Source organism: Stutzerimonas kunmingensis (genome assembly GCF_021432085.1).
In the GTDB taxonomy this organism is placed as follows: domain Bacteria; phylum Pseudomonadota; class Gammaproteobacteria; order Pseudomonadales; family Pseudomonadaceae; genus Stutzerimonas.
The window spans coordinates 3,772,681-3,784,312 of record NZ_CP090366.1; the positions used below are offsets into that span (position 1 = coordinate 3,772,681).

The 11,632-nt window shown below is 62.4% G+C and carries 11 protein-coding genes; 9 read left to right on the forward strand and 2 right to left on the reverse strand.

Going from position 1 to position 11,632, the window contains the following annotated elements; genetic code table 11:
• Positions 1-4: 4 nt before the first annotated feature.
• Entirely contained in the window at positions 5-1,255 is a 1,251-nt protein-coding gene (locus tag LW136_RS17930; RefSeq protein ID WP_234173325.1) for a site-specific integrase, read from the reverse strand.
• A gap of 147 nt (positions 1,256-1,402) precedes the next feature.
• Here LW136_RS17930 and ettA point away from each other — a divergent pair, with 147 nt between their 5' ends.
• The 6 genes from ettA to gdhA all read left to right on the forward strand — a co-directional run bounded on the left by ettA (position 1,403) and on the right by gdhA (position 8,613).
• Entirely contained in the window at positions 1,403-3,097 is a 1,695-nt protein-coding gene (gene ettA, locus LW136_RS17935; RefSeq protein ID WP_234173334.1) for an energy-dependent translational throttle protein EttA, read from the forward strand.
• 160 nt (positions 3,098-3,257) lie between these two features.
• Positions 3,258-5,249 carry a biofilm regulation protein phosphatase SiaA gene (gene siaA, locus LW136_RS17940; protein WP_230355941.1) on the forward strand — a complete coding sequence of 664 codons (1,992 nt, stop codon included), beginning with the start codon at positions 3,258-3,260 and terminating at the stop codon, positions 5,247-5,249.
• A 15-nt stretch (positions 5,250-5,264) separates the two neighbouring features.
• A complete protein-coding gene (gene siaB / locus LW136_RS17945; RefSeq protein WP_041014898.1) occupies positions 5,265-5,807 on the forward strand; it encodes a biofilm regulation protein kinase SiaB in 543 nt (180 codons plus the stop codon).
• A 17-nt stretch (positions 5,808-5,824) separates the two neighbouring features.
• Positions 5,825-6,202 carry a biofilm regulation phosphoprotein SiaC gene (gene siaC, locus LW136_RS17950; RefSeq protein WP_230355944.1) on the forward strand — a complete coding sequence of 126 codons (378 nt, stop codon included), beginning with the start codon at positions 5,825-5,827 and terminating at the stop codon, positions 6,200-6,202.
• 12 nt (positions 6,203-6,214) lie between these two features.
• Positions 6,215-7,000, forward strand: coding sequence for a biofilm regulation diguanylate cyclase SiaD (gene siaD / locus LW136_RS17955; protein WP_234173340.1), 786 nt, complete (start codon positions 6,215-6,217; stop codon positions 6,998-7,000).
• 275 nt (positions 7,001-7,275) lie between these two features.
• Positions 7,276-8,613, forward strand: coding sequence for an NADP-specific glutamate dehydrogenase (gene gdhA / locus LW136_RS17960; protein ID WP_023446861.1), 1,338 nt, complete (start codon positions 7,276-7,278; stop codon positions 8,611-8,613).
• Positions 8,614-8,711: 98 nt separating this feature from the next.
• On the opposite strand, the gene LW136_RS17965 is transcribed toward gdhA, so the two are convergent.
• Positions 8,712-9,488, reverse strand: coding sequence for a ferredoxin--NADP reductase (locus tag LW136_RS17965; RefSeq protein ID WP_023446860.1), 777 nt, complete (start codon positions 9,486-9,488; stop codon positions 8,712-8,714).
• A 97-nt stretch (positions 9,489-9,585) separates the two neighbouring features.
• Between LW136_RS17965 and LW136_RS17970 the strand changes: the two genes are divergently transcribed.
• From LW136_RS17970 to LW136_RS17980, 3 genes are read left to right on the forward strand one after another with little or no spacing between them, the layout of a single operon-like run.
• Positions 9,586-10,713, forward strand: coding sequence for a methyltransferase (locus tag LW136_RS17970; protein WP_234173342.1), 1,128 nt, complete (start codon positions 9,586-9,588; stop codon positions 10,711-10,713).
• A complete protein-coding gene (locus LW136_RS17975; RefSeq protein ID WP_023446858.1) occupies positions 10,710-11,087 on the forward strand; it encodes a MerR family transcriptional regulator in 378 nt (125 codons plus the stop codon). The genes LW136_RS17970 and LW136_RS17975 overlap by 4 nt, the downstream gene beginning before the upstream one ends.
• Positions 11,088-11,143: 56 nt before the next feature.
• Positions 11,144-11,536: a carboxymuconolactone decarboxylase family protein gene (locus tag LW136_RS17980; RefSeq protein ID WP_023446857.1), complete on the forward strand. Its 393-nt coding sequence runs from the start codon at positions 11,144-11,146 to the stop codon at positions 11,534-11,536.
• Positions 11,537-11,632: the final 96 nt, after the last annotated feature.

An 11,632-nucleotide genomic window follows, 5' to 3' on the forward strand; every position in this document is an offset into this window, starting at 1 on the left:
CTCCTTATGTCGTGCCGGCCTTCTGACGGTTGGCCGTAAACCGCTCGGCCCGTTTCTGTATCGCTTTGTCTGCCTCTTCCTTCCAAAATTTCGCGCCGTAGTGGCCGGGCATGGTCGATTCGGAACTCCAGCCGAACATCCATGTAAGGGTCTTTTGAACCTGCGTGGTGCGATCCTCCGGCGTGAGGGCTGCCAGTTCCTCTCGCATACTTTCCAGCATCGTGTAGACCGCGTCATGCCTCAGAATATGTGGGTGCACATGAGCCAGTTCCGGTGCTATTTGTCGGACTCTGGACAAAACGCCATCCACTCCCTTGATGGTCAGAGGTCCGCCCTCATTTCGCTTGTGTGCCACGAGCAAAAACGGATGCCTTCTCGCTTGCGCTGTGCCGCTACGGGGCTTTCTATGGCGATATTTCGATTCGTACTCAGTGATTGCGTCATACAGGTCATCGGTCATCACCATCATGCGCTCGTGGGTTTTGAATTGCGGGGCCATGGTTCGTGGATCGAGGCTCTCATCCTCCAGGTTGACCACCGCTAGTTGACGACTGTGCCAGTGAATATCGCTGGTCTTGATCAGCAGCATCTCGGAGCGTCGCAGCCCCATGTCGATACCCAGCAGCAAAATGATGTAGTTACGCAGTCTGATGGCTTCATCTGAAAAGGGGTTCTCGGCGCTATCCGGATGCATGATTTCCAGCAATCGAATTCGCTCCTGACTCGTAAGCCCTTTCATTTCGTCCATTCGCGTTTTTTTCCACGCAGGGCTGGCTGCTTTGATCTTGCGGTTGATGCGCTTCTTAAGATCGTCAACCGCCTCATATCGTGTTGAGTGATCACCCAACTTGTCATAGAGGAAGGCCAGATAGTCGCGTACCGCCTCGATTCGCTGCTGCGCATGAACTTTGCCGACGGGTTTGTAGGCAGTCGAATGCAAACGCCCCCCCGCATACTTCGTTGCCAAGGTTTCCTTGCTAAACCCCGCATCCGACACAAACCTAGAAAGCTCACTGTCTGTCAGGTATTGGCTGTGAGGGCGCAGTTCGAGGTGAGCAATCAGATCGATGGAGGAAAAAGCCAAAAACTCCTCAAACACAGCCAGATGCTCTAGGTACTTCTTGGTCGTTTCGAGGGCTCTGCCCGAGTGCTCCATGGTGATGTATAGGTTGGGGTAGTAGACCGGGATGTAGTCTTGCACCAGCAGCTTTCTTCGAGCAGCATTCACCACCTGCTCTATGATCTGGAAACCCATATTGCCCCCTCATAAAACATAACTTTTTCTAAGCATAGTCAGGGCATCGGATGGTCAGCGCAAAACCTAACGTTTTACTTTTCCGATTTTAGGTGTCTATCCCTATCCTTAAGGCACTGAAAATATAGGATTAAAGGCGAATTAAACATGTCCAAAAGTGACAAATCAGGAAAAACAGGCTCTTACGTCTACACCATGCACCGGCTGAGCAAGGTCGTTCCGCCGAAGCGTGAGATCCTCAAGAACATCTCCCTGTCGTTCTTCCCCGGCGCCAAGATTGGCGTGCTCGGCCTGAACGGCGCCGGTAAATCCACCCTGCTGCGCATCATGGCCGGCGTCGACACCGAGTTTGACGGCGAGGCCCGTGCCATGCCGGGGATCAATGTCGGCTACCTGCCGCAGGAACCGCAGCTCGATCCCGAGAAGACCGTGCGCGAAATCGTCGAGGAGGCGGTTGGTGTGATCAAGGACGCCCAGGCCCGCCTGGATGCCGTCTACGCCGCCTACGCCGAGCCGGACGCCGATTTCGATGCCCTGGCTGCCGAGCAGGCCAAGCTCGAAGCGATCCTGCAGGCATCCGACGGCCATAATCTGGAGCGCCAGCTGGAAGTCGCCGCCGACGCACTGCGTCTGCCGGCCTGGGATGCCAAGGTCGCGCACCTGTCCGGCGGCGAGAAGCGCCGCGTCGCCCTGTGCCGCCTGCTGCTGTCGGCCCCGGACATGCTGCTGCTGGACGAACCGACCAACCACCTGGACGCCGACTCGGTGGCCTGGCTGGAGCGCTTCCTCCATGACTTCCCGGGCACCGTGGTGGCGATCACCCACGACCGCTATTTCCTCGACAACGTCGCCGGCTGGATCCTCGAACTCGACCGCGGCGCGGGCATCCCGTACGAAGGCAACTACTCCGGCTGGCTGGAAGCCAAATCGGCGCGTCTGGCGCAGGAATCCAAGCAGCAGTCGGCCCATGAAAAGGCCATGAAGGAAGAACTGGAGTGGGTGCGCAAAGGCGCCAAAGCCCGCCAGTCCAAATCCAAGGCTCGCCTGCAGCGCTTCGAGGAAATGCAGTCGCAGGAATTCCAGAAACGCGCCGAGACCAACGAGATCTACATCCCGGCCGGCCCGCGCCTGGGCGACAAGGTCATCGAATTCAAGAACGTCACCAAGGGCTATGGCGACCGCGTACTGATCGACAACCTCTCCTTCAGCGTGCCGAAAGGCGCCATCGTTGGCGTGATCGGTGGCAACGGTGCCGGTAAGTCGACCCTATTCCGCATGCTGATGGGCAAGGAAACCCCGGATTCCGGCAGCATCGAGATCGGCGATACCGTGCAGTTGGCCTGCGTGGACCAGAGCCGCGACGACCTGGACGGTGGCAAGACCGTATGGGAAGCGGTCTCCGATGGCTTGGACCAGATTCGCATCGGCAACTACGAGGTGCCATCGCGCGGTTACGTTGGCCGCTTCAACTTCAAGGGCGCCGACCAGCAGAAGTTCGTCAAGGATCTCTCCGGCGGTGAGCGCGGTCGTCTGCACTTGGCGCTGACCCTCAAGCAGGGCGCCAACGTGCTGCTGCTCGACGAACCGTCCAACGACCTCGACGTGGAAACCCTGCGCTCGCTGGAAGAGGCACTGCTGGACTTCCCCGGCTCAGCCATCGTGATCTCCCACGATCGCTGGTTCCTCGACCGTGTCGCCACCCACATCCTCTCCTACGAGGACGATGGCGGTGTCGTGTTCTTCGAAGGCAACTACACCGAGTACGAAGCCGATCGCAAGAAGCGCCTCGGTGACGCTGCCTCCCAGCCGCACCGCGTCAGGTACAAGAAGCTGGCGCAGTAAGCGGTAGATGACCACAACGGAGCCGAACAGGCTCCGTTGTCGTGTCTAGAGAAAGCACCCACAAATAGTGGCACAATGCCGCCAACCTGAATGACTGAACGCCCGGCAGGCGCGGCAATCGCACCACGCTGGCCCCCGCGACCGACAAAGGACAATTCGCATGGCGGCACTTGGACTGCGCGGCAAATCACTGCTGGCATTGTTGCTCAGTTGCCTGCTTGCTTTCGTCTTTGCCGGTTTCATTGGCCGAGAGGCGTTGCTCGGCGTGCAGAGTCGCTTCGGCGAGGCCTATGCGCGCAATGTGGTCCAACTCAACCGCGAACGGCTGTTCGCACCGGTTTCACGCGAACTGGCACTGGCTCAACGGCTGGCGGCTTCGCAACTGACGCTGGCCTGGTTGAACGACGAGCAGGACCCGGCCAGGCGCAAGATCTTTTTCCAGGAAGCGGCCGGCTACCAGCAGGCCTTCGGCGACCACGCCTACTTCGCCGCCTCGGCGAGCAGCAACGGCTACTACTCGAACGGACCCGACCAGCCACCCAGCGATGCGCCTCGCTATGTGATGGCCCCAGACGCCCCGCGCGACGAATGGTTCTTCCAGACACTGCAGGCCGATACCCCCTACGCCATCAACGTCGACCGCTCGGTGGTCACCGAGGAGCTCAAGGTGTGGTTCAACGTGCAGGTGCGTGACGGCGATCGACGCCTGGGCCTGGTCGGTTCCGGCATCAGCCTGCAAGCATTTCTGGATGACTTCATCGAGGCGAACAAGGTCGGCGTCGAGTCGATGGTGCTCGATGCCTACGGCTCCATCCTCGTTCATCCTAATCAGAATCTGGTCACGCTCAACGCCGAAACCGCGCGTGGACGCTCCTTGTCGACGAGTATCCTCGGCCAGCTCGACGACCTCGGCGCGGCCTCGGCAGTGCGTCAGGCCATGGCGGAAAGCCGCGAGAACCCCGACACCGTGGCGACGTTGCGCGTCACCCTGGATGGCGCGCCCCGCTTGCTGGCGCTGAGCTGGATTCCCGAGCTGCAGTGGTTCGTCGCCAGCGCCGTGGACCTGGGCACCGCACAGGTCGTCGAGGTGCGTCCGCTGCTGCCGGCCATCGCCCTGTTTCTGGTGCTGTTCCTGCTGCTGATCGGTGGTGGTGCCTGGCTGGTCGAGAAGCGTGTGCTCAAACCGCTGCGCCAGCTGAGACGCAGCGCCCAGGCCCTGGCGGCGGGACAGTACGATGCCCCCCTGCCCCTGCACCGGCAGGACGAGATCGGCGAACTCAGCGCAGCCTTCGGTGCCATGGCGCAGCAGGTTCGCAGCCACACCAGCGAGCTGGAGAATCGCGTGCGTGAGCGCACCCGCGACCTGGAACAGGCCAACCTGGAGATGGCCGCCGCGCACAAGAAGATCGACGACTCGATCGACTACGCCAGCCTTATCCAGCGCTCGATCCTGCCCAACCGGCAGCTGGTCACCGCCATGGGTGATCGCCATGCGGTGCTCTGGCGGCCACGTGATGTCGTCGGCGGCGACTTCTATGTATATCGCGCCGACGAACATGGCTGCCTGTTCGGAATCGTCGACTGCGCGGGTCACGGCGTGCCCGGCGCGTTGATGACGATGCTGGCCCACGCCGCCATCGATCAGGCGCTCGGCACGACCGGCCTGGACGACCCCGCCGCCGCGCTCGCGCGTACCGATGCGATCGTGCGCAACATGCTGCGCGAAGAGCAGGATTCCCATGCCCTGGCGACCAACATGGATATCGGCCTCGCCTATGTCGATTTGCGCCAGCGCAAGGTGCATTATTCCGGCGCGAAGATTGCGTTGTACTACTGTGATGGCGAAGAGGTGCACGAGATCAAGGCAGCGCGGCGCGCCATCGGCGATAAACGCATCGGCGACTACCGCAACACCAGCGTCGACCTGCAACCGGGGCGGACCTTCTACATGACTACCGACGGTTTCCTCGACCAGGCCGGCGGCGACGACGGGTTCGGCTTTGGCAACAGCCGCTTCGCCAGCATGATCCGCGAGCATGCACGGCTTCCCCTGGCCGAACAGGGCGAAGCCTTCAGCCTCGCACTGGCGCGCTATCAGGGTGAATTCCCACAGCGCGATGACATCACGATGTTATGTTTCCGCTTCGATTGAGACAGGGAGTTGGCCATGGCCCCCATTGACATGTTCGCGATGCGCGAATGCTACAACCAGCAACAGATCATGCTGTGCTTCAACGGCCCCATCTCCCGCAGCCTGATCGAAGAGATCGGCAATGCCCTGCGCAACTACATGAGCGAAGAGCAGGCGCACCCGTCCTCGGCCATGGACGTGTTCGCCGTGTACATCGAGATGACGCAGAACATTCGCCACTACACCCGCGAAAAGAACTGGTCCGATCAGCAGGCCGGCGCCACAGTCGTGGTCGCACGCGATGACCAGGGCCGCTACGTGGTTTCGGCCGGCAACCTGATCGAAACCGCCGACGGCCAGCAACTGCTTGCCGCCGTCGCGGAACTGGCAAAAAAGGACAAGGCCGGCCTCAAGGCCCTGTACAAGGAACAATTGCGCAAGCCGCGTGACGAACACGTGGCAACCGGCGCCGGACTCGGCCTGATCGATATTGCCCGCAAGTCCAGCGAGCCGCTCAAGGCTTCGTTGCAGCCGGTCTCCGACGAGCTTTCCTTCATCAGCCTGAGCGCCGTCATCTGAAACTCAAGAGCATCCCCATGAACGATTTTTCAATCCCCGGCAGTCAGTCCACTCCCGCCATCCAGTCCGACTGGGAAAAAGGCATCGTCTCGATGCAGGGCGACTCGTACCCGGAAAATTCCTACGAGCTGTTCCACCAGGTCTACGAATGGATCGAGCGCTTCCTCGGCGAATCCGCACATCCGCTCAACCTCGAGCTGCGCCTGCTGTACCTGAACACCAGCAGCATCAAGGCGATGATGGACATCTTCGACCTGCTCGAAGCCGCCTATCAGGAAGGCCGGCAGGTCGCGGTCAACTGGTACTACGACATCCGCAACGAGCGCGTCGTGGAGTTGGCCGAAGAGTTCAAGGAAGACTGCACCTTCCCCTTTTTCATCCAGAGTCACGACTGACAGAAGGTCGATATGCGTGGGCCATCGCCGCTAGAGCAAGAGGTCATCAATCTCCTCGCCGATCCGCAGTTCGAGGGGCACCCGCTGAAGGAAGCGCTGAGCCAGCTGTGGGGAGCGCACCATGACCTGCTTGGCCGGATCGAGCGCATCGCCCGCGTATCGGACGGCTACCAGAGCATCGCCCGCGAGCGCGAACTGAGCCTGGCCGCCCGCTTCGACAAGCAGTTGCGCCAGCTGGAAAAGGTCGCACGCATCTCCGACCGCTATCAGATGATGATGCAGGACCTGAATGCCTCGCTGCGCGAAGCCTCGACTCTCGACACCCTGACCGGCATCGCCAACCGCCGCCTGCTGACCGAGCGCCTGCGTGAGGAAAGCGAGCGCGCCAAACGCTACGGCCGCCCGCTGGTCGTGGTCATGCTGGACATCGACCGTTTCAAGGTCATCAACGACGAGTACGGCCACGAAGTCGGCGACCGCGTGCTCATCGAAGTGGTGCGCGTCATGGAATCGGAGATTCGCGAGCACGACCTCTGCGGTCGCTGGGGCGGCGAGGAGTTCCTCATCCTGATGCCGGAAAGCAGCGCCAAAATGGCCTGCACGGTGATACGCCGTCTTGGCGACAGCATTGCCGCGCTCGGCGTGCGGGTAAACGATGACCTGCTCGGGGTAACCGCCAGCATGGGTATCGCCGAGCTGCGCGCCGACGAAACCTACTCGAGCACCATCAACCGCGCCGACATCGCGCTGCTGAGAGCCAAGCGCAGTGGTCGCAATCGCTGTGAGCTGGCCGACTAGCCATCACCCCACCAGGCACAAGAATGACGCACCCAGCGCTCCAATTCCGTGCAAATCGAGCAACGCCTCCGCCCTGTGAAGTCTGAAGCATCGGGAAACATAGAAACCAGACGCCACGCGCGGAGCCGAGACCTTCAGCACCACTACCCCTCAAACGCACCATTTGGCGGCATGCCAGACTCATGTCGCACTTCCGCGGTGCAAATCAGGTTTGCTACAGTCTCCGGCCAAAATTATTAATGACTGCCGACACGCGGTCGCCGAGGGCCTACCTGATGATCGAAACCGTTGATGCCTTTCTCGCGCGGTTGAAGCAACGCGACCCCCACCAACCCGAGTTCCACCAGGCGGTGGAAGAAGTGGTTCGCAGCCTCTGGCCCTTCCTTGAAGCCAATCCGCATTACATGCAGGCCGGCATCATCGAACGTATGGTCGAGCCGGAGCGCTCGATCATCTTCCGCGTACCCTGGGTCGACGACCAGGGCCGTGTGCAGGTCAATCGCGGCTTCCGCATCCAGATGAACAGCGCCATCGGCCCATACAAAGGTGGCCTGCGCTTCCATCCGTCGGTGAACATCGGCGTCCTCAAGTTCCTCGCCTTTGAACAGGTCTTCAAGAACTCCCTGACTTCGCTGCCCATGGGCGGCGGCAAGGGTGGCTCGGACTTCAACCCCAAGGGCAAGAGTGACAACGAAGTGATGCGCTTCTGCCAGTCGTTCATGACCGAGCTGTACCGCCATATCGGCGCAGACCTCGACGTTCCGGCCGGTGACATCGGCGTCGGCGGCCGCGAGATCGGCTTCCTCTTCGGCCAGTACAAGCGCCTGTCCAACCAGTTCACCTCCGTCCTGACCGGCAAGGGCCTGGCCTATGGCGGCAGCCTGATCCGCCCGGAAGCCACCGGCTACGGCTGCGTGTACTTCGCCGAGGAAATGCTCAAGAGCAGCCACAGCAGCTTCGACGGCAAGCGCGTGGCGATCTCCGGTTCCGGCAACGTTGCGCAGTACGCGGCGCAGAAAGTCATGGAACTGGGTGGCCGGGTCGTCTCGCTGTCCGACTCGGGCGGCACCCTGCACTTCGCGGACGGCATGACCGCCGAGCAGTGGACATACCTGATGGACCTGAAGAACGTCCGTCGTGGTCGCCTCGAGGAGATGGGCACGCACTTCGGCGTCACCTACCTGGCCGATCAGCGTCCGTGGAGCCTGCCGTGCGATATCGCCCTGCCCTGCGCCACGCAGAACGAACTGGATGGCGAAGACGCCCGCGCACTGCTGAAGAACGGCTGCATCTGCGTGGCCGAAGGCGCGAACATGCCCTCGACCCTGGAAGCCGTCGACCTGTTCCTCGAGGCCGGCATCCTCTACGCGCCGGGCAAGGCATCCAACGCCGGTGGTGTGGCCTGTAGCGGACTGGAGATGAGCCAGAACGCCATGCGCCTGCACTGGACCGCCGGTGAGGTGGACACCAAGCTGCACGGCATCATGCAGTCGATCCACCACGCCTGCGTCGCCCACGGCGAGGAAAACGGTCGGATCAACTACGTGAAGGGCGCCAACATCGCCGGCTTCGTCAAGGTTGCCGATGCCATGCTGGCCCAGGGCGTCGTGTAACGGCTGCGCCCGCCGCCAAGCCTCAGCCAGAAAGACAAAGCCCCCGTCGGATCGTCCGGCGGGGGCTTTTGTTTCGCGAGACTCCGCGCGGCAATCGCCTACCAGTAGTTCTCCACCGCCACCTGGCCGGGCCTGCGCGTCATCGCCAGGTTCAGATCACGCGCTTTCAGCACTGCTCGGGTGTCCTCGATCATCTGCGGGTTGCCGCAGAGCATGATCCGCGAATGCTCGGGCGCCAGCTGCAGATCGGCGGCGCGCTCCAGCTCGCCGTTCTCGATCAGCGTGGTGATGCGCCCGTGCAGCGCACCGGGTATCTGTTCGCGCGTTACCACCGGCATGTACAGCAGCTTCGAGCCCAGACCTTCCAGGTAGTCGCGTTGCGGCAGTTCGGCGATCAGCTGCTGATAGGCCAGTTCGCGGGCTTCGCGCACGCTGTAGACCAGAATGATGCGCTCGAAGCGCTGCCAGGCCTCGAAGTCCTGCAGGATCGACAGAAACGGGGCGATCCCGGTGCCGGTGGCCAGCAGCCAGAGATCACGGCCATCGGGAAAGCGATCGAGGGTGAGAAAGCCGAAGGCCTGCTTGTCCACCAGCAGCTCGTCGCCGACTGCCAACCGGCTCAGCTCGCTGGTGAATTCGCCGTCCGGCACGACGATGGAGAAGAAATCGAGAAACTCGTCGTGCGGCGCCGAGACCATGGAATAGGCGCGCCAGACGATGCAGCCGCTTGGCTTGCGCACACCGAGGCGGGCGAACTGCCCGGCGGTGAAGCGAAAACCGGGATCGCGGCTGGTACGCAGGGTGAACAGGTTAGGCGTCAGCGTCTGCACCTCTAGCAGGCGCTGGCGGGTGAACTTCTCTTCGCTGGCGGTCATACTTCGCTCCCTCCGAGCATCTTCGGGCCCACTGCACGCGGCGCCCGCATGGGTCCTTGATACTCCTTTACGCAGCCGACAAACACCGCCAGTTCTCATGCCTATTCTCGATACCCCCTATGCAAGCCTCGATCTGATCCGCCAGCCGGAGCAGCCCAACGAGCCGTTGCAGGCCTTCGATGCCGCCGACGAATACCTGCTGGCCCAGCTGCATGAGCAGGGATTGCCAGCGGCCACGCGAGTACTGATCCTCAATGACAGCTTCGGCGCCCTGGCTTGCTCGCTGGCCGCACACGTCGCGGTCACCAGCAGCGGCGACTCGCACCTCGGCCACCTGGCATTGCAAAAGAACCTGGCACGTAACGAGCTGCCGGCCGAGCGCGTGCGCTTCGTACCTGCCAGCGAGGTCGCCCGGGGCCCGTTCGACCGGGTGCTGATTCGCGTACCGAAAACCCTTGCCCTGCTGGAAGAACAGCTGATCCGCCTTCACGGCCAGCTGGCGCCCGGCGCGCAGGTGATCGCTGCGGCGATGATCAAGCATCTGCCGCGCGCCGCCGGTGATCTGCTGGAGCAGTACATCGGCCCGGTGCAGGCCTCGCTGGCGGTGAAGAAGGCACGTCTGCTCAGCGCAACGCCGAGCGCGAAACCGGCGCCGCAGTCACCCTACCCGACCCGCTACCAGCTCGATCAGCCGAAGCTCGAACTGCTCAACCACGCCAACCTGTTCTGCCGCGAAGGCCTCGATATCGGCACCCGCGCCTTCCTGCCACATCTGCCGCAGGCACTCGGTGCACTGCGCGTCGCCGATCTCGGCTGCGGCAACGGCGTGCTCGGCATCGTCTACGCGCTGGGCAATCCGCAGGCGCAACTGACATTGGTGGACGAGAGCTACATGGCTGTGCAGTCGGCACGGGAGAACTGGCAGGCAATCCATGGCCAGCGTCCGGTCGAGATTCGCGCCGGCGACGGCCTGGCCGAGCAACCGCCGGCCTCGCTGGATCTGGTGCTGTGCAATCCACCGTTCCACCAGCAGCAGGTGGTCGGCGATTTCCTCGCCTGGCGCATGTTCACCCAGGCCAACGCAGCGCTGGCCAAGGGCGGCGAGCTGTGGATCGTCGGCAATCGCCACCTCGGCTATCACCTCAAGCTCAAGCGCCTGTTCGGCAATGCCGAGCAGGTCGCCGCCACACCGAAGTTCGTCATTCTGCGGTCGATCAGGGCATGAGCGAGGCGCCGGTCCGCCTCAGCATCCGGCAGTTCGCAGCGCGCTGCGGCCTGTCCGCCGATACGCTGCGCTATTACGAAAAGATCGGCCTGCTACGGCAGGTCGCTCGGGACGCCAGCGGTTTTCGCGTCTATGGCCCACGCGACCTGGAGTGGATCGGCTTCATCCTGCGCCTGAAAGACACCGGCATGGCGTTGGACGACATCATCCGCTATGCCGATCTGCGCGAATGTGGAGATACCACCCTGGCAGCGCGCCAGGCGTTGCTTGAGCAGCATGCTGCCGGGCTGCACGAACGCATCCAGCGCGACCATCAGCATCTCGACGCGCTGCAGGCGAAGATCGCGCTGTATCGGCAGCAAACTTCCGCTTGACCTGGAGTCTACTCCAACCCGCAGGCTTTCCTCTGACCTATTGAGAGGAACGCTCCATGTCTGTATCAGCCCGCTACACCGAAGGCCTGGCCAAGCTCGACGAGATCGACGGCGAGGCCGGGCGCAAGGTCATCGACAGCCTGCAAGCCATTGCGCCGGACTTGGCGCGCTACGTGATCGAATTTCCCTTCGGCGACATCTACCAGCGCCCCGGCCTCGACCTGGCCCAGCGTGAGCTGGCGACCGTGGCGGCGCTCACCGCACTCGGCCATTGCCAACCACAGCTGGCCGTGCACGTTCATGGCGCGCTGAACGTCGGCTGCGCGCCGGAGCAGATAGTCGAGGTGGTCATTCAGATGGCGGTGTACGCCGGTTTCCCGGCCGCGCTCAACGGCATGCACACGGTCAAGGCGGTGTTTGCCGAACGGGGCCTTTTGCCGGATGCGTGATCGGCAAACCAGCACACCACGTGGCTAAGCCGGCCGACAACAGGTTCTGTGCCCTGGCGCAGTGGCGGTTGGAGGGCTAGCCCACCAACCGTACGG

Excerpts from the sequence above, each read along its gene's own strand:
- LW136_RS17975 (WP_023446858.1), top strand. The coding sequence starts at position 10,710 with ATGAGCGAGGCGCCGGTCCGCCTCAGCATCCGGCAGTTCGCAGCGCGC.
- siaB (WP_041014898.1), top strand. The coding sequence starts at position 5,265 with ATGGCCCCCATTGACATGTTCGCGATGCGCGAATGCTACAACCAGCAA.
- LW136_RS17980 (WP_023446857.1), top strand. The coding sequence starts at position 11,144 with ATGTCTGTATCAGCCCGCTACACCGAAGGCCTGGCCAAGCTCGACGAG.
- LW136_RS17970 (WP_234173342.1), top strand. The coding sequence starts at position 9,586 with ATGCCTATTCTCGATACCCCCTATGCAAGCCTCGATCTGATCCGCCAG.
- siaC (WP_230355944.1), top strand. The coding sequence starts at position 5,825 with ATGAACGATTTTTCAATCCCCGGCAGTCAGTCCACTCCCGCCATCCAG.
- siaA (WP_230355941.1), top strand. The coding sequence starts at position 3,258 with ATGGCGGCACTTGGACTGCGCGGCAAATCACTGCTGGCATTGTTGCTC.
- LW136_RS17965 (WP_023446860.1), bottom strand. The coding sequence starts at position 9,488 with ATGACCGCCAGCGAAGAGAAGTTCACCCGCCAGCGCCTGCTAGAGGTG.
- LW136_RS17930 (WP_234173325.1), bottom strand. The coding sequence starts at position 1,255 with ATGGGTTTCCAGATCATAGAGCAGGTGGTGAATGCTGCTCGAAGAAAG.
- siaD (WP_234173340.1), top strand. The coding sequence starts at position 6,215 with ATGCGTGGGCCATCGCCGCTAGAGCAAGAGGTCATCAATCTCCTCGCC.
- gdhA (WP_023446861.1), top strand. The coding sequence starts at position 7,276 with ATGATCGAAACCGTTGATGCCTTTCTCGCGCGGTTGAAGCAACGCGAC.
- ettA (WP_234173334.1), top strand. The coding sequence starts at position 1,403 with ATGTCCAAAAGTGACAAATCAGGAAAAACAGGCTCTTACGTCTACACC.